Raw genomic sequence first — 19,432 nt, forward strand, 5'->3', positions numbered from 1 at the left:
CACATAGAAAGGAATTTATACATAGACTCCTGCTGGTTACTTAACATTAACTTTCATTTGTTCTGCCCATACATTAGCAGCATTTGCTCTTACTTCATAGAGATTAATATGTTTTTGCTCTGGTGATTTTTCTATTGATGGTGTTATGATTTCTACTTTAGCCGCTAATGCGAGTATGCTCCATAAAACAGAAATAAAGAGTAGCGCTTGTAGGATACCCTTCATTTCTGATTTCCTAACTTGAACCGCATTCATTTTTTATTAGCAAAAACTAATTTAAGAAAGGGAGTATTTTATACCGGACAGTCATTGTGACTGAGACTTTTCTATGACACTCATTAATATGCCGTTTTTTCTACTAAATTATTTATAGGTAAATCGTATATTTTATAATAAATAGACAAGCATCCATCTACGAACCTCCAATTACTACATATCTTGTACATGAAAAGGAGGTTTGTACTCTGAAAAAATCATTATCTGTAAACAGAAGTAGTTAATCGTCTACAAATCTCCTAACCGAAAAGGAGGTTAGGAAATGTCCCTCACTAAATTTGTGGATGCTTTACCGATTCCCTCTGTCTTAAAGCCCATTGGTAAACGGGATGGCATTCCCTATTACGAAGTCACAATGAAACAAGTGACACAAAAATTACATCAAGATCTCCCCCCAACAACCGTCTGGGGGTACAACGGGCTGTATCCAGGTCCCACTTTTGAAGTGAAGCGCAATGAACCAATTTTTGTGAAGTGGATCAATGATTTGCCCTTTGAGCATTTGCTTCCTGTTGATCGCACGATTGATGGTGCCGAACCAGATCAACCCTCAGTAAGGACTGTCGTCCACTTGCACGGTGGACGCGTGCGACCTGAAAATGATGGTTTCCCGGAAGCTTGGTTTACCAAACATTTTGAAAATGTAGGGCCAAAGTTTCAGCATAAAGTCTACTATTATCCAAACTGCCAACGTCCGACAACCCTTTGGTATCATGATCACGCGTTAGGAATTACACGCTTGAACGTTTACGCAGGTCTTGCCGGGTTCTACCTTATACGCGACAAGAAAGAAGAAGATATGAATCTACCACGTGGGAAATTTGAAATCCCGTTAGTCATCCAAGACCGTACTTTTTATCCTAATGGAGAACTTTTTTATCCGTCTCAACCTGATGACCTCCCATCAGGATGTACGCCAACGCTACCACTGCCAAATCCATCTATCGTTCCCGAGTTTTTTGGAGATACCATTCTTGTAAATGGAAAAGTTTGGCCTTTCCTTGAAGTCGAACCTCGAAAATATCGTTTTCGCATTTTAAACGGCTCCAATGCTCGTTTTTATGACATTCGATTGAGTTCCCACCAAGACTTTGTACAGATAGGGACTGACGGTGGCTTTCTGGAACATAAGGTCCAGACTGACCATATTATACTTGCGCCAGCTGAACGCGCTGACGTCATTATAGATTTCTCCGGTCATGAAGGACAGAATATCATATTGACTAACGAAGCATCGGCTCCATTCCCTGCCGGTCCACCGCTGGAACCAGACTCAGACTTAACAAAAATCATGCAGTTCCGGGTGAAGTCGAAGTCGACTAATCCAGATAAAAGCGACATCCCAAATAAACTTAGCTGCCTGGAACGTTTAGATCCCGCACAAGCGGACAAAACACGAACAAACACACTGAACGAAGCTTGTGATGAATTTGGTCGACTGCTCTTATTGCTAAATAACAAAGGTTTTCACGATCAGCCCATCACGGAAACTCCCTCCAATGGTACCATTGAAGTTTGGGAACTCGTGAATAAGACCCCTGATACCCACCCGATCCACTTACACTTAGTCCAGTTCCAAATCGTAAACCGTGAAAAATTCACTTTGGTAAATGGGAATGTTGTATTGTCCGGAAATCCAATTCCACCTGATCCGAACGAACAGGGTTGGAAGGATACTGTAAGAGCCAATCCAGATGAAGTTACCCGTATTATTGCCCGCTTTGGACCATTCACTGGTATCTACCCATGGCACTGCCATATACTCGAACACGAAGACCACGATATGATGCGTCCTTACGAAGTTCTTCAAAACCATGGTTTTAACCCATGTACACCTATCCCCGGCCAATGCCCTGATGATTCGTTTGATCAATGCTGTCATGATAACAGCTTATGCTCCGATCCCCCTGGAAAATGTGATCATAAGCACCATGATCATAAGCATCATGATCATAAGCACCATAAAAATTGTGGTGATGAATTAGACGGTGACGATTAAAAAGATTCTTCTGATTAGAGTTAATCTGATTTGAGAAGTGAAAAGCCTGCATCCATAAAAGAGAAATGCAGGCTTTTCAATCGCTATCATATACATTCGCTGTTGTCAGTTCATGTGCCAAAATCACAGGCAGTAGCATGTTCCGTTGTAAAATTAGACATCATGGGAGTATCTACCTCATTGGTTAATGGTTTGTGTGATACTCACCATTCTTACCAAATAAGATGGGCTTCCCTTCTTCTAGGAATAGGACACAGTATATTCTATTTGATAAAACCTTCCCCAAAAATGATGGATACATACTCGGGTCTCTTTGCTATTGTCGCCATGTTTTTCGTTAGCGGAATTGGCCTGTTGTTGCAGAAAAACAGGCAGCGTTCTCAAGCAAGAAAACTCCATATTTATATCGGGGTAATTATGATTCTAATGATTGCTATTCACAATTATTATGCAGATATACACGCTGCGTTAGGAATATATAAGATATATGGAGGACATTAAGGTGAAAAAAAGTAGGTTCTCCTGGCTTCTCATGTCGTTACTTTTATTCTTTTTCTCCCTTTTTCTAGTGTTTGTTGCCAATGAAATAATAGGAGTAGTAGATGATTTGCTTCGACTATGTGGGATTACAAACTTATAGAAATCCCTTTACCTATGCATGATTATAGGAACCTATACAAAAAGCCTATCGATATTAAATTTGTTTCCCTTAAATCGCTCGGAATTAATACAAATCAACACTTTAATAAAACACTTTTGAGCAAAGCACATCCAAAGCTTTGCTGATTTCTTCTAAATCCTTTTCAGAGGCACCCTTTATCCGTTGTAGGAAACGAGCTTCTATGCGTGTAAAGGCTTCATTCATCATAGCTTCCCCTTCTTGGGAAAGACGGACATATTGTTTTCGTCGATCTTCAGCAGCCGAAAATTTTTGGCACAAATTCTTTTCAATCAGTTTTTTCAATTCACGACTTGTGTTCGGCATGGACATACTCTGATCCCCAACTCGAAAAGTATCGAGAACAAATTATTTGGGCCGATAAAATTGTATTTGTGTATCCGATTTGGTGGGGACGTCCTCCCGCTATGCTTATGGGGTATATAGATCAAATGTTTGCTTCAGACTTTGCCTATAAAGATAAAGGAGGACTCCTACCAGAAGGTCTTTTAAAAGGAAAGTCTGTTGTTTGTATTTCAACAATGAAAGGTCCTATGCATTACCCTTTGTTCTGGTTAAATAATGCGCACAAAGTATTAATGAAAAGAGCTTTATTTCATTATGTAGGGATAAAAAAAGTGAAGTTCTTTGAATTTGGGAATATGGAAAGTCCAAAAGGAAAACACGACGAAAAATTAAACAAAATATATCGTTATTTCAAGGTAATCGATCACTACTTAAAAATGATGTAAATGTAATTTTTATAATCATAATCACTTATTTTTAATGCCCTACGTTAAAACTGATATAATAAAACAGCCCCTGTCCACCCCTACTAAAGACCTGCTGAAAAATTCCTAACTTTCCATTACATTTCATCTTTATCCTGTATAATTAAAACCAGCATCATGTTAGGAAGGTGACCCATCATGCCAAAAGACCTTAGAACGATCATAGGACAGGAACAAGAGGAAAAACGACTTGAAATTCAAAAAATAAAGGAATTGGTCCGACAAAACCCCCAAATGAATACGATACAGATCGCAAATGCTGCAGGTCTTCCTGTATATAAAGTGACTCAACTAATCAAAAACGGCATACTTCACACTAGATAATAAAAAACGGCGAAAACTGGAGAAGAACGGAGATCCGAATTATGCGCAAACAGGCTGATCGATCTATCAAGACCATGAGTGCGTAAATCTCTGTCGATTGGGCAAAATATGTTCCGGGACTGCGCTAGCAAAACAGCGCCTCCCTATAACAAAACGAGGGAGCGAGATAAATGGCTGAAAACAATGATCGTAATCAGAACGAGGCCAACATGAATGGCAACGACATTAGTGAGGCTGTAGGAACCGTGGGCGGTGGTGTTGCGGGCGCTGCTGTAGGTTCCCTTTTCGGACCACTCGGCACTGTTGCAGGTGCCATTGCTGGTGGTGCGTTGGGTAATCAGGCGGGTGAAGGTGTCGAGAGTACCACCGACAACGCGAAAAACGAGCAGGATGCTGACTGAACCCCAATAGAATAAACAGGGCTAGTAGCATATACGAGCGAGGGAAAGCAGGCGCAAGCCTGCACCCTCGTTTATTTATTCGGGCAGAAATTTCACTGAGATCTGCGCCGAGCCCTTCTTATTTCTGTGGTGTCCAAGTAAATGTTTTCTCAGGAACTTCCTTCTTAATAACGATAAGATGCTCTACTGTATAAACAAGCAGCGGACCATAACCAAGCTGCTCACGCATTTCTTCAGGGAGTAATATCCGACCTTGCTCATCGACTTGTAATCGATATTCCATCTTACATCATCCCCTTTGTCACATTATACAAGTAACAGGATAAAAAGGAAATAAAATACACAGTTATATCATGAACGACTGGCGAAGATATGACAAGTATAAGTAAGCCCCCATTCCCTGGTACAAACCAGTTCATTAGTCTGTAAGGATAACATAAAAATAATCAAAATACCCCATGAAATGCGCAGCATAAATACCGTAAATAACTTTATGCGTTGTTTTTGCGTATAAAGTGGGGGTATGAGAGATGCATGCTAAAACAGACTATAGAAATTGTGAAACCTGTTGGTGGGCCAAAGATGAAGGTTGTATTAGGAAGTTTTGCTGTTTTACTAATACATGGATTAATAACGCGAAAAACCTATGCTATGGTTGGCGACCAATTGACACGGAAGAAAAGTATAGATATTTAGAAAAGTATGGGTACGAACACGAAAGAATAGGAATTATCCCGCAGGTACATTAAAAATAATTTCTCCATCCTCTACATGCACATGTAGAGGGTCTCCGACACGCTGCCGTTTTTTCAGTGTGTATACACCGTAGCAAATGGAGCGAGTGTACATATACTTATTTTTAGTAAGATTTTGTATCATTGCAATCAATCTATAAATTTGACATGCTTTTGCAACTGGGGACAAATGGGTATATTATGTATAAACTCAATTAATAAACAGGATCAATTACTGTATCGTGTTAGGCAATAAGAGGTGATGAATAGTGGAAGAGAAAGCAGATCTTTCATGTAAAATGGATAAGTTGTTAGAGTTGGGGATTTTTAAAATTAGAGGACGCCAGCTCTATGAATGTTCGGAGAAAGAGATAGGGCAAGCGTTATGCGCAGCTTTATCTAAAAGGGAACGGCAAGTAAATTAAATAATCCCAATAAATAAGCCTCCCTCTGATTTGGGAGGCTTTTGACTGTATATAACTCTGCAGCAATTTCATATTCCATTTGATCAAGTGCATTTCGTGCTTGTGGAGCCAGAAGTTCATTATTATTACGACTTTGATTTAAAAATCATCTCTTTTTCCATAGTAGGATCACCTTCCAAACCATCAGAACGAACCAAAGGATAGACACAGACAAACCAATCCATGTGAGCGCAGTCATCTTTGTAAAGTCTAAACCGTATAGCCATAGTAGGATAAGAATAAACAGAACGATATCTGTAGCCTTCAAGAGCTTATTCATATATGTTCACCTCCCTGGTATTATACTACCAATGTTTACGTGATTTACATCCCTTTAAAATAACAAAGAGCCTGCCGGAGAACGAACAGACTCTTTGTTTACTTTCATATTTACCCTGCTTATTCCTGTGTGATCCATTCCCAAGCTTCATTCTGCTGTTCCGGATCAAAGTACTTCATATCGGCTTTGATGAAGCGATCTTCTAGTTCGATAATAGGCTTCATCCACTTACGGTCACTTACCACAGCAATTTTGTCATAATACCGATAAAACTCTTTATTAAATTCTATCTTTCCTAAAATAGCATCCCAGGAAAACCCGGTGTATTCCCCAACCATAATCAGTATTCGAATCTTTCCATAACGATCGGCTGCTTCTCGGAAAGCTTGCTCAACATCCCCATAGTCCTTTTTTGTTATTCTTTCACTAACTTCAATCGCCACAACAGCGTCATTACGACTTTCTATCACTTTTATCATAGAGGTCACCTTCCTCCACATTTATTTTTGTAACATTTTGGCATACACTTTCGTATAAACAGGAAACGCGTACCATAGGAGGATTGTTATGCCCCGTTTATTGCAGTTCATTTGGTTCCGGCTTGCTGCTCTTTATTCGCGATTCCAGACGCTTATTCTAACCATTTTTGTCATTGGTATGCTTGACTTTATGGTGTACTCAGATGCTCTTATGGCTTCCCTTGCACTCCCGGAATTAATGCCTCTTGTCATCATTGGCCTACTAATCTTCGGTGCAGTTAAATATGTTTTCTACCGGAAACATACGCATAAGGAATAGATCGGCTTTCACGACCTATCTCAGGACATACTCTGCTAATACACTTTGCAGCTCATAAATATTCAAACTTTTATTGAATTGCTTTTGGATAGGTATTTGACTTCCTGAAATCCATATTTTCAACTCGGCATCCAAATCAAAACTACCCGCTGTCTCGATGCTAAAACGAGTGATACTTCGATACGGAATGGAATGATACTCGATCTTTTTCCCTGTTAACCCTTGCTTATCAACAAGAATCAAACGCTTATTCGTGAAAATAAACATATCGCGGATTAATTTATATGCCTTATCAATGTGTTCACTCTGCGCTAAAACATGTGCAAACTCTCTCTGCACCTCTGCAACATCAACTTCTGAAGCATTTCCCATAAATCCATCAAAAAAACCCATATCAAATTTTCCTCCTTATACATAATTTTTTATGGTAAAATAAACTCTATAAAGCCTGTTCGATCCAAATCGGACGGGCTTTTTTACTAACACTTCCACCAAGTATACAGGAATAGAGAGGGAGAGGGGTCCTATGCAGAAATTTATCTGGATGTTGTTTATTTGCTTTTTTATTTTTCTGTCTCTTCAGATAAAAGTATGCGCCCAGGAAGAACCTCAGGCATCGTTTTCTCTCGATGTAACGAATGACCTGAACATCGACTACACGATCCGCCTACTAGGTTGGCCCCAAACCGTGACTCCTGTTATTGAAACGGTCAGATATCCCCATGCCTCTTACACGTATTACCGCTATCAAGCAAACAAGCGAACATTCGAACTAGTGCTTGTCCGCATTAATAATGGCGATGTGCTGTATTTTGCTAAACAAGATCCAACTACACGCCGCGCTACTGTGTCTGTACAAATCCAGGCCCTGGATACATCTGCTGTATCCGCTTCGGTACTACGCGAAAAAAAGTGGGAGCACATTAAACTGCCAGCAACGACTTCAGCCCCTTTTTACGTGCAGGGATCTTCCCTTGCGTACCGCATCGGCTCAGTTACAGCCTTTACTCCGCTCGGGCATAACACATTTGCGGAAAAAAAAGTGCAGCATCCTGATATTGCCATCCAAAAAAGCACACAAGCGATTACGTATACGATACCACTCCCTGCTGAGAGAAACGTACTGGCTTCGACATGGGGCGTCTTGAGCGGTCAACCACTGCTTGCTTTCCAGAACAAAGACGCAGCACGAGCCTCCGCCGCAATCGAATTTGACACGATCCGAAAGCTGGATGTAGATGGAGCGTATTCCCGCACACCGGACGCGACCTATGAGCCATATACTTCAACATCATTTTACTTAAATCCTGCTAACCTTGAAGGTCTGCAGGCGGTGCAGTACCTTGACAAAAGCTATGGCTCGCTCTTTTACGACATCGCTACACATTTAGCATACAGTGCAGTCCGTAATCAGAACGAGCATGGATACTGGCCAACGCAGCCGCGCTCTAGTGGCTGGCTGTATGAGGATTACAAGATCAGTTTTGGCTATATGGACAACCGGCGCAATGCCGATAATGCCACCTTTCTCCTGCGGTATGCTCATTTTACAAAAGATGATGCAGTATGGGCCTGCCTGCAAAAGTGGGATCGCTATCATACCCGGTATATAAATACGTATTCACTAAAAACCGGCAAGGAAGGCTGTCTAATCCCTGACTACGTGGATGAGCAGGGCCATCTCTCGCACACATCACTTAATCATCAGGTGGCCAATCTAAACTATTTGCTGGAATCGTATGTGTACACACAAAACCCCGCTAAAAAACAGCAGGCTATCACACTCCTTAGGGGAATCGAAGAAACGAAGACTCGCTGGGTCATGCCAAATCATAATCTGTATTATGCATTGAGCCGAAATTTACGCCCGCTTCCACAGCGTGATTATCTCGAACTAACGCGCGACGACTTGCTCCTCTCGCAGTATTTACTCAATCGGGCCACTGGTACGAAAAGCACAGACATCCAATGGCTCATTAATGAGAAAAATAAATGGCTCAACTCACGTTAACCAGTAGGTGCAGTACCCCGCCAAACATCGGGGTACTGCCGCCATTCACCGAATCATATACAGTAGTATCCCAACCCCAAATACAACTCGTAAAAGATACGCCAACAACGGCTTTATTTTGACATATGCTTTCTCACCGAGAAGAGCAAATATTCCATCTTCCAACTTCAGACCAAACGGAACAAGTACAATTCCCGCAAGCACCGCAGGCTTCCACCCATATTCTGCTCCCGCCCAGACAACAAATACAGCAATGATCATCATGTTAATACAGTAACTGATTACTTCACCTACTGTATCTCTCCGCCCGGCTCCCCTTCTCATTCGTGCCCGATATCTTGCTTTTATCCGCGATAGCATGCCTTCCCTCCTATTCTTTCTTCTCCGGTGCTGACGAATAAAAAAGCCGCGACATCAGTAGACCTACTGCCCCGAGCCCGATAAACAGAACCGCACGTACCAGTAGGGACAGAGATGGAACATCTAGAAAAACTGCTTTCAGAAGCGTTACGATCAAAAGAACAAGTCCGAGACGCCGCATCTCTCGCTGTTCCTTCTTCGCCCCATACATAAGTCCTGCTACCGCATAAAGCGCCCAGACTCCAGATACAGCAAGCCGCTGAATCTCATACGTAAAATCCCGCATCAACACGTCTGTTATTTCCGTTACAAACAGTAGCAGCAAACCTGCGTACATAAGACCTGCTACTTGCACAACCCTCCCCACAAAAACAGGAACCTCACGCCGATATAACCGATACAGCCAGGCTCCTGTGCCAAGTAATACGAGCCAGTTCAGCACCCCAAACGAAAATAATTCGTTGATCGACTCCAAGACAATCGTCAATGCACCTAAAAGATAAATAAGCATCCCTGTTATCCGCTGCCATTTCGACTGCAACATAACAGCCACATACAGCGCTAGTGTACCGTCCAGTATGAGAAGAAGTGATTCACTCTCTGCGTTCCACGCTTCCATGATGTACGCCATCAAAGCGAAAGATGCGATAGAAGCAGCCGCAGCCGTTTTTTCCTTATTTCGCCCATATTGTTGATACGCAAGACCTGCATACCCTACAGTAAACGCAAGTAACGTCCCTTCTACTGCTACTTCAGACAGACCGATCCCCATCCACCTTACTGTCAGACCAAATGTCGCAAGCAGCATACCGTAATACGAAAGAGGGAAGCGAGATGAACGAAGCATAAAGATGAGCAAACATACATGCTGCACCATACTACCAAATGCCAGCACATGTGCACTCTCCACATCTGATACAAGCCAGAATACTGTAAGAGCAACCTGTAATAAGATCGCTGATGAATAATACAGTATCCTGTACTGCTTCTTCATCGCCACATATAAAAACGTCACATATAACACAGTTTCATATGCGGTAAAAAACACCACACTCGGCGCCTCGCTTTCCACAAGGAACGGAATAAGCACCCCGACCAGTGAGGAAAGCACAGCTAACGCCTGTGATTCATAACGGACCGCTAGCCAGACACCACCTATAATCCACATTACATTCAATCCAAAAGCAGGCGCAGCCGGAATAAACCCGTATAACATATGCATCGCAAACGTAGAAAGTACCAACGCACACACCGCACCGCCAAGCAGCACCTGCCCCAGAGCAGCACGATGCTGCATCATCTGGCGCCGCCCTAGAAATAAAAGCACTCCTGATAACGCAAACCCGAACGCCACACGCACCGGTTCTGTCAAATAGCCCCGATCAATCGACGCTTTAAACGCCCAGACAATCCCAATCAAAAGCACCATGATAAATACACGCGGCAGCCAGACACGTCCAAGCAACGTCTCCCAGTCTACCGGCTCTTTTTCCGGTGGAGGTATAATCGGTACGCTCTCTTCCCGCTGCTTTTTATATATGAAATCATGCTTCATGCTGCATTCCTTAGCCTCCACAGCTTCTAGCCTACGTGTAAGCTCAGCGACCTGAGCTTCAAGTTCTGTAATCCGCTGCTCTTGATTCATGGTCCCCTCCTTATCAAGCGTTTTCCTTATCATACTATCAAGTCCCGTTTTTTACCATAAAAATGGTGGAACTATTAAACAGCACCCTTTGCTGCTTCTCTTTTTCCTACTTCTCGCTTAGCGCATGCAATGGATCATGGTATAATACTCATAGACATCACGTAGGAGGGCTTTCATGACGATCCTCAAGCTGTTTATCGCATCCATACTGACCGGTATTGCTGTGGCTTCACTCAACCAGGTTATCATCCAGGTCATGAAATGGTGGAAAGCGCGAAAACAAAAATAAAAAGAGCCTGTCCGGCGAGGGGGACAGGCTCTTTTCCTTCCACAAAAACATGTTCTACTTACCTGATGTCAAGTGCGTTCATTTTCTCGATAATTCGGCGCTTCCGATACAGCATCGTACCCGCTTCGGCCATTTCCTGAATGGTACTTTTATTAATGTAAGCTCCAAATAAAACACCTGCAATCGGGATCATTTGAAACAATTTTTTCCATCCGAAATTATCGATCTGGGTGAGCACCACTTCCCGCCAGCCCTGGATTTGAGCAAATGTCTGACGGTCATCTGCCTGCATTGTACACAGCTCCTCAATAATCGCCTTTTTCCCAACGATATCAGCGGACACAAATTGCATGCACTTAATAATAAAAATACGCTCCTGCTTGTCATTCGGATCATATCCGTATGCAATCGCAATCTCCTGCAGCACTTTAAGCGATACTCCCAACAGCGCAGGAATGTCAATGGCCAGGGTAAAAATACCACCTATTCCGGTTACCGCTCCCTGATACATCGCAAATTTGGTGCGTGATTTTGCCAGATCCTGCGCTACAGCATCCATATCTTGCAATGACAAAGCGGCAACAGATGAAACCTCGCTTAACGGAACGGGAAAACGGTTTAAAACATCCTGCTTATTCAGTAAGTACCGACCACCCGACTGAATATAACTGCTGACTTCATCCATGACCTGCCCGGCTTTATCCCGCAAAAAATTCGGGGTTAGCTTATCAAGCAAAACAAACGGAAGACGACCAAGTCTCTCCCAAAACCATAAATCTTTTTGCTCCGCTTCCCACGTTTCTACTTTTTGCAGCTCTTGTAACAAGTAATCGGTTGACTCCACATTCCTCATCTTCTATTTCTGTGCCGAAACATGGAATGTAATCGTCTGACTGATATCCGCTCCTTGCGCTGTCAGCCAGAATTTCACTTTATACGTACCGGCCGGCAGTCCTTCAAGCGGCGCTGTAAATGTTTCCTCCTGTCCTTGTTTCAACACAAGGTTAGACATTACAGCGGTAAACATTTTGTTCGTTGAGTACTGACGTACCTTCTCGCCCTTCTCGTTCCAAATTACATAATCGAATTTCTGCCCACTTGTAAATGTGAGCGTATGCTCACGTTCTGTTTGATTTTTCACAGAGAAGACAAGCGAGTCTGCGCCATCGTATCCCAGAACCGATTCCAATTGTCCAGCCACAATACCACCCTGCCCTCCATCGGAAATCGTAATGATTCTCCCATTCGCGTCCCATTTTACCTCTTTATGCAACACATTTCCTACAAAACGAAGCGGCACGTATGTTGTACCGTTATGCAGCAATGACAGCGGCACTTTTTGCTCTCCGTTGTTGAATGTACCTGTATGCTTTTCTGCGTTCGGGCCATTTCCAACCTGAATGGTTACGGGATTCGTATCGACCCAGATTTGTGTCAAAGCAGGAGCTGCCTGCACCACGCCCGTTGCTACTGCTGCAAGTGCGAGCGTGGCCAGCAGTGTCCGTGTATGTTTCCGTTTCATCATATGCACTCCTTTCTCTTCGTACCTTACGACGTCATTTATGTCTGTCAAGTATGCACGATTTTCCCTTACAAACGCAATAGAGGTTTTCTGGCAGGAAAGGGATTGACAAAACGAAGCATGCTTTTTATGCTTAGAGAAGCTTCAACTTTACTATGATTTACGATTCTCGTTAGGCGAGGCTCCAGTTCAAACATAGGCCACTGCCCGGAAACGTCGAAAGACGCCAATGGGTAGAACAGGGATTGCCGGATTAAGGCTTTACTTAACGTGGCTGAGTCAGCGGACTCTACGTTGTTCTGTGCCAAAGCTCAACCAGGGGAATGGACGAAGCGCGTTTTTGCGTGCTTTTTGTCGTGGCGTGATTGCATATCGCAGCGCCTCTCCCGGAACATTGAGGAGAGGCGCTTTTTATTTTGACTGATTTTTAAGGAGGTGGCTCCCGTGATCAAAACGTATTTCTACAATCATTCACAGCAGGAGATGTACCATGATGTGGATTTGAACAAAATTGACGAATTCCTCCACTCTAATGAAGATTTGCTTTGGATTGACCTGTTCAACACGAGCAATCAGGAGTTGCATTACATCGCCAATCTGTTCAACTTCCACCCACTCGCTATCGAAGACTGTCTTCAGCACAGTCCGCGTGCCAAAGTGGATAACTATGAAGATTACCATTTCTTCGTGTTCCATGCCTTGCGCTATCATGAAGAAAGTGACACCGAGATTACGACGATTGAACTCAATGTGTTCATGGGGCCGAATTATATTGTTACGATCCATAAACGCCCGATGCATTCGATTGGACGAATTGCGGCTACATCCCTCAAAAGCAAGGAATACATGAACCGTGGCTCTGATTACTTGCTGTATTCTATTATTGACGGGATTACCGATGAATATTTTCCGATTCTTGACCGCATCAGCATTCGTATTGATGAGATCGAGGACGAGATGTATGAACATAAAATGGAAGTCGTCACCGAGGAGTTCCTTGCACTGAAGCGGACTTTGATTCTAATCCGGCGTATGATCCTGCCGCAGAAAAGGGTATTCGCCAATGTAAACAGTCAATGGCTGTTCCCGATTCAAGAAGACAACGTTCCATTCTATATTGACTTAAAAGATCACCTTGAACGCATTGCGGATTCGACAGAGACATTTAAGGAGCTCGTGAACAGTGCCCTTGATACGTATTATTCGATCGTGAGCGCCAAAACAACCGAGAATCTGAACATCCTGACGATGATTTCTACCATTATGCTTCCACTTACGTTTATCACTGGCTTCTTCGGTATGAATGTGCCACTACCGTTCCAGCAATCGTGGTATATGACGCTATTTATTTGCCTGGTCTTATCCGGGCTATCGTGGTGGATGTGGTGGTATTTGCGCCGCAAGTTTATGTAACAGATATATTCAGGCTGTCTCAGTCGCTAGAACATGGCGAGTGGAGGCAGCTTTTTTTGTAGTATCGGCAACGTGTGGGGGAAGGGAGCGGGAGAAGGAAGAAGCCGTTCGCTTCGGTACGCTTGCAGGGATGTTGCGACTGTTCGCTCCGGGAGCCCGGTGAACTCGCCTGCAAAAAAGCTCACGATGTTGATTCACCGAAGGATTGCAGGCAAAGGCCCGTTCGCCGTTCTCCCTCCGCTGGGTAGGCACGTACAGGCGCTCTCTTGCTTCTTCCTTCTCCCGCTCCCCGCACAACGTTTCGCTTTACAAAAAAACATGCGATGTCAAAACTGCAAGTACGTGAATAAGTACTGCCACTACTCCCCCTACGACAGTCCCCACGATATTGACCACATCATTCGTGCACCAGGCGTATCCTTTGAGTGGATGTGTCTGTGTGCCGCAGTGGAAATCTCGTTCTGTTTCTTTGCGGCATACCTCACACTTATAGGTGCGCTGCCAGGTCGCTCCAAGTATGCTGTCTGCTAGACTTCCGAAAAGGCCACCTGCGGCACCAAGCCATATGTACGTAAGATTGATCTTTCCATCGGACGCTATGGTCAGCAGAAGTGCTGTTACACCGATAAAGGCGCCGCCCGCAAGTGATGCTCCAAGGCCAAGTCGACTAATGCCTCCCGATGTACCTGGTGTCACGATTTTCCCGGTCAAAATATGGCGGGGTGGCTTGCTCGAGAGCACACCAATCTCCGTCGCCCACGTATCGCTTGCTGCTGCCGCAAGCGCTCCGATATAGAAGGCAAACCATACATCATCCCGTCCACTTATAAACGCACCAAGCACCGCGACCAGACCAAGTCCGCCGTTTGCTGCTACCTGCAACCAGTCGCGCACCCCTGTTTTGGAAAATAACTCCTCTACTTCCCGCTTCTCTTGCTTTTTGCGATGTGATAGCCAGCTCGACGAAATAAAAAATGCAAGCAAAAGTCCATACCATCTTATATCTCCGAGCGCATATAGTGCTGTACCAAGCACAATGGCAGCGATCCCCCCGCTTACAGACAGTGATCGCTTCTTATAAGCTATCCCAGCAATGAGTACGCTTCCAACCAGTCCAAATAAAAACCTTTCTTCCATTCGATTTCGCTCCTCACATTCTTTTCTTATGAAGGGGAACTTGCTATAATAAAGCAGGTGTATGTAATACATAGTAGACGATTTACGATATAAGGAGGAATCATACCATGGCATTTGAAAACAAAGTAGTTGACGTATTTGTAGAAATCCCAGCCGGCAGCCAAAACAAGTATGAATTCGACAAGGAGCTTGGCGCATTCCGTTTAGACCGCGTTCTGTTCTCTCCAATGCATTATCCAACTGAATACGGATATCTGGAGAACACTCTCGCACTTGATGGCGACCCGCTTGATGCACTCGTACTCACAACATTCCCGACATTCCCAGGCTGCGTGATCTCTACTCGCATCATTGGCGTGCTTGTAATGTCTGATGACAAAGGTCAAGATGAGAAACTTCTCGGTGTACCAGTTGACGACCCACGCTGGAAAGATGTGAAGTCTCTTGAGGATATCCCAGCTCACATCACAAAAGAAATTTCTTACTTCTTCGAGCGTTACAAAGACCTTGAGAACAAAGAAACAAAAATCGAAGGCTGGGAAGGCGCTGAAAAAGCTGCTCAGCTTATCGATGAGTGCAAAGCTCGCTACGCAGAAACGAAATAATTTCGTTTTTGCCTGCTGATACAATAAAAAACTCCCGTGCATGGGAGTTTTTTATTTTTATCTACACACATTCACCCGCCATATACCGTGCCTTCAGCTTCCTGATCCCTTCTTTGCACACTCCCTGTGCAAGCCAGGAGCACCCTGCGCACAGCTCATCAAGATCATCCGGCTCAACCATACGTGCAATACGATTCATCAACCATTCCTTGCGATACGTACCGCCCCGCTCAATCCGCAAGTGACGAATCACCCGACCATCCATCGCTCGCACATGAGGGTCCGACCCTTCTCCTGCCTGGCACACAGTATGACCTTTATGTGGACAGGCCATGCATACATCATCGAATTCCATACGAACTTCAAGCCAAACATCGCAAGCAGGGTCCCGGATGTCTTGCACAATCGTTTTCATATTCGCGACAAAAGATGGACTATACCCCATCCCTTGAAAGCCGTGCACACACAGCAGATGATGTCCACGCAAATTCGCAATCTTCATGATGCTCCTCCCTCACCTTGCGATTCTCGCATTCCTTACACTGTACCACGCCCGCCATCCGGTTGGCACGTTTTTCGTACACCATTCACTGTTTTCTCAATTTTTTTACAAGCTTAACTCGCAAAACAACTTTACATCCGTACGGCAAGTTGCTAGAATTATAAATAAAGAAAGCACCTAAATCCGAACATTGTATAAGAACGTAATTAAAAATGTTAAGTTTTTAATCAAAAACATCTTGTTCATTTCAAAAAGAGATGGTATGATAAGAACATAACAACAAACGATATCCAAACAGCGTTGACGGAGAGAGATGCCAGACATGATTCTTCAGAGAGCCGGTGGTTGCTGTGAACCGGTGAATCCCCTGACATTTGAGCGCTCCTGAGCTGGCAGATTGAACGATTCCTTCTAGTAGGTCTGCACGGTCGCTCCGTTATCAGCGCTGGTCACACAGATGACCAGATGAGGCTGCTGTTGCGAAACAGCGGCAAATGAGGGTGGTACCGCGAAATAAACCTTTCGTCCCTCACTGCAGCATACATGTAGTGAGCGCGAAGGGTTTTTTATTTTTTCTTCAATACAAAAATTTTAAAGGGAAGGCGCCAAGGCGCCGCGGAGGTGTACGTACATGTTTAAAGTACTAGTAAGTGATCCATTAAGCGAATTTGGTATCCAGAAGCTGCTCGACGCAGAAGATGTACAGGTTGATCGTAAAACTGGCCTGTCTGAAGCAGAACTGATCGAAATTATCGGCGAGTATGACGCGCTGCTCGTTCGCAGCCAGACAAAAGTAACTCCAGCTATTTTTGAAGCTGGTAAAAAACTAAAGGCCGTTGGTCGTGCTGGTGTAGGTGTTGATAACATCGACCTCGCTGCTGCAACAAACGCAGGTGTTGTTGTCATCAACGCTCCAGACGGAAACACAATCTCTACAGCTGAACACTCTTTTGCCATGATTATGGCACTTGCTCGCCGCATTCCACCAGCTTACAAAAAACTCGTTGACGGTGAATGGGACCGCAAATCATTCACAGGTGTTGAGCTGAATAATAAAGTACTCGGTGTCGTAGGTCTTGGCCGTATCGGTGCAGAAGTCGCAAAACGCGGTAAAGCGTTCAACATGAAAATCATGGCATTTGATCCGTTCCTTACTCAAGAGCGTGCTGACAAGCTTGGCGTACAGTTCTCAACGCTTGAAGAAGTCGTGATGAACGCTGACTTCATCACTGTTCATACACCACTAACAAAAGATACAAAATATATCATCAACACAAAAGAATTTGAAAAAATGAAAGACGGCGTTCGCATCGTAAACTGTGCACGTGGTGGTATCATCAACGAACAAGCACTCATCGCAGCGCTTGAAAGTGGAAAAGTTGCCGGTGCAGCTCTCGACGTATTCGAACAAGAGCCACCATTGGATAACCCGCTTCTGAAAATGCCGCAAGTAGTCGTAACACCTCACCTTGGTGCTTCTACAGTTGAAGCGCAAGAGAATGTAGCGATTGACGTATCAGAAGAAATTCTGCACATTCTGCATGATGAGCCATTCAAAAATGCTGTAAACTTGCCATCTATCCCGGCTAACGTGATGGAAAAAGTAAAACCATACTTCGACCTGAACGAAAAGCTTGGTTCTCTGATCGCTCAAACAGCGGTTGGCGGCTTAAAAGAAGTGATTGTAACATATTCCGGTGATCTGACAGATATCGATACTGCAGCACTGACACGCACAACGCTGAAAGGCATTCTGGCGTACCACCTTGGAGCAGCTGCAAACTATGTAAATGCGCCTAACCTGGCGAAAAATCGTGACATCCATGTAACAGAACAAAAATCCACATACAGCGGTGGCTTCAGCAACCTTGTAACGGTTACATTGAAAACAAGCCAGGAAGAAAAGACTGTGGCTGGTACACTGCTGAACGGCTACGGCCCACGCATCGTGAAAATCGATGGTTACTCAGTTGACCTGCTGCCGCAAGGACACCTGCTGCTCGTTCATCATAATGACCGTCCGGGCGCTATCGGCCGCGTAGGTACAATCCTTGGCAACAACAACGTAAACATCGCAACCATGCAGGTTGGACGTCGTGGCGTTGGCGGACAGGCAATCATGCTCCTGACTGTTGACAAAGAAGTAAGCCCGGATGTACTTGATACACTCGGTGAACTTAGCGAAATTACAAGCGTAACACAACTTGAACTATAAGAGATTATAAAAACAAAAGCCACCGGAATCATTCGGTGGCTTTTTTGTCATTTTACGTTATCAGATCTTTATGCCGCTTCCCTACCTTGCCCATGCGGAGAAATAAAATGGAAATACAAACCGATTGCTAGTGAAATAAGAATGGCGCTTATGGATGTCCATTGTGCTGCTGTCCAGTGAAACAAATACCGTGGAGAATCACCACGAAGCATCTCTAATACAAATCGCCCTGTGTTATACAGAATATTGTAAGCAAGAAATAAATAGCCGCGTTTTAGTTTTTTTTGCATGAGAATCATTAGGATAGCAAAGATAATAACATCCATTTGTCCTTCCCATACTTCGGCAGGCCACAGTGGTTGATCTCCATATCGATCTCTTGCAAGTGTACCTTCGGGATACAAAATGCCAAAATTACTTCCTGTCGGATCTCCAAAAGCATCCCCATTCATGAGATTAGCATCTCGCCCAATGCTTTGTCCAAGAATAAGACCCGGAGCACATAAATCGGCCATTTCCCAAAAAGATAACGAATGTTTTCTCACATACCAGATTCCGACTACAATAGCTCCTACGATTCCTCCCTGGATGGATAATCCACCATGCCAAATCGCAATGATTTCTTCCGGGTGCTGCGAGTAAAATCCCCAGTCAAAGAAAAATACAGTCCAAAATCTTGAGCCAATCAAAGCTCCAATCATCAATGGAATCAGCAAGTTTAGTACATGTTCAGCAAGATGATCTTTTTTCTGCAGCTTGGCTAATGTTACAGTAAATCCTGTGCCAAGAATAATCGCTAGAACAAATAAGAGGCTGTACGAGCGGATCGGAAACGATCCGATATAGGTGATGTATTGATGCAAATCAATCACTTCCTTCTGCGGAATCAATATACTAAACAAACAAAAACTTATGTAATTTCAACAACAAATTCGAAAGATACTATATAGGGTGCTACACTTCACTCTTTCTTATTTGACTGTCTATAAATCCGCCTTTGAAATATGA

The 19,432-nt window shown here is 43.9% G+C and carries 21 protein-coding genes, 1 pseudogene, 1 riboswitch and 1 other annotated feature; of the genes and pseudogenes, 9 read left to right on the top strand and 13 right to left on the bottom strand.

The features are described from left to right. Window positions 1-36 precede the first annotated feature (36 nt). Entirely contained in the window at window positions 37-225 is a 189-nt protein-coding gene (locus PO771_RS12900) for a hypothetical protein (protein ID WP_272560104.1), read from the bottom strand. Window positions 226-538: 313 nt separating this feature from the next. Between PO771_RS12900 and PO771_RS12905 the strand changes: the two genes are divergently transcribed. Beyond that, entirely contained in the window at window positions 539-2,275 is a 1,737-nt protein-coding gene (locus PO771_RS12905; RefSeq protein WP_272560105.1) for a multicopper oxidase family protein, read from the top strand. 742 nt (window positions 2,276-3,017) lie between these two features. Here PO771_RS12905 and PO771_RS12910 read toward each other — a convergent pair. After that, a complete protein-coding gene (locus tag PO771_RS12910; RefSeq protein WP_336297942.1) occupies window positions 3,018-3,266 on the bottom strand; it encodes a MarR family winged helix-turn-helix transcriptional regulator in 249 nt (82 codons plus the stop codon). On the opposite strand from PO771_RS12910, the pseudogene PO771_RS12915 reads away from it, so the two are divergent. Both PO771_RS12915 and PO771_RS12920 read left to right on the top strand, forming a co-directional pair. Beyond that, window positions 3,182-3,685, top strand: a pseudogene (locus tag PO771_RS12915) (NAD(P)H-dependent oxidoreductase); the annotation flags it as partial. The gene PO771_RS12910 and the pseudogene PO771_RS12915 overlap by 85 nt on opposite strands. 533 nt (window positions 3,686-4,218) lie before the next feature. Continuing rightward, window positions 4,219-4,449 carry a glycine zipper 2TM domain-containing protein gene (locus tag PO771_RS12920; RefSeq protein ID WP_272560106.1) on the top strand — a complete coding sequence of 77 codons (231 nt, stop codon included), beginning with the start codon at window positions 4,219-4,221 and terminating at the stop codon, window positions 4,447-4,449. 118 nt (window positions 4,450-4,567) lie between these two features. Here PO771_RS12920 and PO771_RS12925 read toward each other — a convergent pair whose 3' ends face one another. Then, complete coding sequence (locus tag PO771_RS12925) at window positions 4,568-4,732, bottom strand: division/cell wall cluster transcriptional repressor MraZ (RefSeq protein WP_272560107.1); 165 nt, start codon at window positions 4,730-4,732, stop codon at window positions 4,568-4,570. A 720-nt stretch (window positions 4,733-5,452) separates the two neighbouring features. Here PO771_RS12925 and fbpA point away from each other — a divergent pair. Continuing rightward, complete coding sequence (fbpA, locus tag PO771_RS12930; RefSeq protein ID WP_272560108.1) at window positions 5,453-5,608, top strand: Fur-regulated basic protein FbpA; 156 nt, start codon at window positions 5,453-5,455, stop codon at window positions 5,606-5,608. On the opposite strand, the gene PO771_RS19475 is transcribed toward fbpA, so the two are convergent. Together PO771_RS19475 and PO771_RS12935 are read right to left on the bottom strand one after the other, a co-directional pair. Further along, window positions 5,583-5,720, bottom strand: a complete 138-nt coding sequence (locus tag PO771_RS19475; RefSeq protein WP_422665007.1) for a small, acid-soluble spore protein, alpha/beta type — start codon at window positions 5,718-5,720, stop codon at window positions 5,583-5,585. The genes fbpA and PO771_RS19475 overlap by 26 nt on opposite strands. 326 nt (window positions 5,721-6,046) lie before the next feature. Next, a complete protein-coding gene (locus PO771_RS12935; RefSeq protein WP_272560109.1) occupies window positions 6,047-6,406 on the bottom strand; it encodes a SpoIIAA family protein in 360 nt (119 codons plus the stop codon). A gap of 88 nt (window positions 6,407-6,494) precedes the next feature. Between PO771_RS12935 and PO771_RS12940 the strand changes: the two genes are divergently transcribed. Beyond that, window positions 6,495-6,725, top strand: a complete 231-nt coding sequence (locus PO771_RS12940; protein ID WP_272560110.1) for a hypothetical protein — start codon at window positions 6,495-6,497, stop codon at window positions 6,723-6,725. 15 nt (window positions 6,726-6,740) lie between these two features. On the opposite strand, the gene PO771_RS12945 is transcribed toward PO771_RS12940, so the two are convergent. Then, window positions 6,741-7,118, bottom strand: a complete 378-nt coding sequence (locus PO771_RS12945) for a PH domain-containing protein (protein WP_272560111.1) — start codon at window positions 7,116-7,118, stop codon at window positions 6,741-6,743. 133 nt (window positions 7,119-7,251) lie between these two features. Here PO771_RS12945 and PO771_RS12950 point away from each other — a divergent pair, with 133 nt between their 5' ends. Continuing rightward, window positions 7,252-8,736 carry a hypothetical protein gene (locus PO771_RS12950; RefSeq protein ID WP_272560112.1) on the top strand — a complete coding sequence of 495 codons (1,485 nt, stop codon included), beginning with the start codon at window positions 7,252-7,254 and terminating at the stop codon, window positions 8,734-8,736. Between the two features lie 45 nt (window positions 8,737-8,781). Here PO771_RS12950 and PO771_RS12955 read toward each other — a convergent pair whose 3' ends face one another. The 4 genes from PO771_RS12955 to PO771_RS12970 all read right to left on the bottom strand — a co-directional run bounded on the left by PO771_RS12955 (window position 8,782) and on the right by PO771_RS12970 (window position 12,555). Further along, window positions 8,782-9,096, bottom strand: coding sequence for a hypothetical protein (locus PO771_RS12955; RefSeq protein ID WP_272560113.1), 315 nt, complete (start codon window positions 9,094-9,096; stop codon window positions 8,782-8,784). Window positions 9,097-9,106: 10 nt separating this feature from the next. Further along, entirely contained in the window at window positions 9,107-10,741 is a 1,635-nt protein-coding gene (locus PO771_RS12960; protein ID WP_272560114.1) for a DUF2339 domain-containing protein, read from the bottom strand. Between the two features lie 347 nt (window positions 10,742-11,088). Beyond that, window positions 11,089-11,883, bottom strand: a complete 795-nt coding sequence (locus PO771_RS12965; RefSeq protein ID WP_272560115.1) for an EcsC family protein — start codon at window positions 11,881-11,883, stop codon at window positions 11,089-11,091. A gap of 3 nt (window positions 11,884-11,886) precedes the next feature. Further along, window positions 11,887-12,555, bottom strand: a complete 669-nt coding sequence (locus tag PO771_RS12970; protein ID WP_272560116.1) for a BsuPI-related putative proteinase inhibitor — start codon at window positions 12,553-12,555, stop codon at window positions 11,887-11,889. A gap of 158 nt (window positions 12,556-12,713) precedes the next feature. Beyond that, window positions 12,714-12,881: riboswitch (M-box (ykoK) riboswitch) on the top strand. A gap of 115 nt (window positions 12,882-12,996) precedes the next feature. On the opposite strand from PO771_RS12970, the gene PO771_RS12975 reads away from it, so the two are divergent. After that, a complete protein-coding gene (locus PO771_RS12975) occupies window positions 12,997-13,965 on the top strand; it encodes a magnesium transporter CorA family protein (RefSeq protein ID WP_272560117.1) in 969 nt (322 codons plus the stop codon). Window positions 13,966-14,271: 306 nt separating this feature from the next. Here the strand turns inward: PO771_RS12975 and PO771_RS12980 are convergent, their stop codons facing one another. After that, window positions 14,272-15,102, bottom strand: a complete 831-nt coding sequence (locus PO771_RS12980; RefSeq protein ID WP_272560118.1) for a DUF92 domain-containing protein — start codon at window positions 15,100-15,102, stop codon at window positions 14,272-14,274. 107 nt (window positions 15,103-15,209) lie between these two features. Here PO771_RS12980 and PO771_RS12985 point away from each other — a divergent pair, with 107 nt between their 5' ends. Then, a complete protein-coding gene (locus PO771_RS12985; RefSeq protein ID WP_272560120.1) occupies window positions 15,210-15,707 on the top strand; it encodes an inorganic diphosphatase in 498 nt (165 codons plus the stop codon). A 61-nt stretch (window positions 15,708-15,768) separates the two neighbouring features. Here the strand turns inward: PO771_RS12985 and PO771_RS12990 are convergent, their stop codons facing one another. Next, a complete protein-coding gene (locus PO771_RS12990) occupies window positions 15,769-16,209 on the bottom strand; it encodes a DUF1284 domain-containing protein (protein WP_272560121.1) in 441 nt (146 codons plus the stop codon). Between the two features lie 291 nt (window positions 16,210-16,500). After that, window positions 16,501-16,742 (top strand) — a binding site (T-box leader). Between the two features lie 98 nt (window positions 16,743-16,840). On the opposite strand from PO771_RS12990, the gene serA reads away from it, so the two are divergent. Then, on the top strand, window positions 16,841-18,424 hold the full coding sequence (gene serA, locus PO771_RS12995) for a phosphoglycerate dehydrogenase (protein WP_272560123.1): 1,584 nt from the start codon (window positions 16,841-16,843) through the stop codon (window positions 18,422-18,424). A gap of 68 nt (window positions 18,425-18,492) precedes the next feature. On the opposite strand, the gene lgt is transcribed toward serA, so the two are convergent. Then, window positions 18,493-19,296: a prolipoprotein diacylglyceryl transferase gene (lgt, locus tag PO771_RS13000; RefSeq protein WP_336297958.1), complete on the bottom strand. Its 804-nt coding sequence runs from the start codon at window positions 19,294-19,296 to the stop codon at window positions 18,493-18,495. Between the last annotated feature and the right edge of the window lie 136 nt (window positions 19,297-19,432).

The organism is Aneurinibacillus uraniidurans, assembly GCF_028471905.1.
Lineage (GTDB): Bacteria > Bacillota > Bacilli > Aneurinibacillales > Aneurinibacillaceae > Aneurinibacillus > Aneurinibacillus uraniidurans.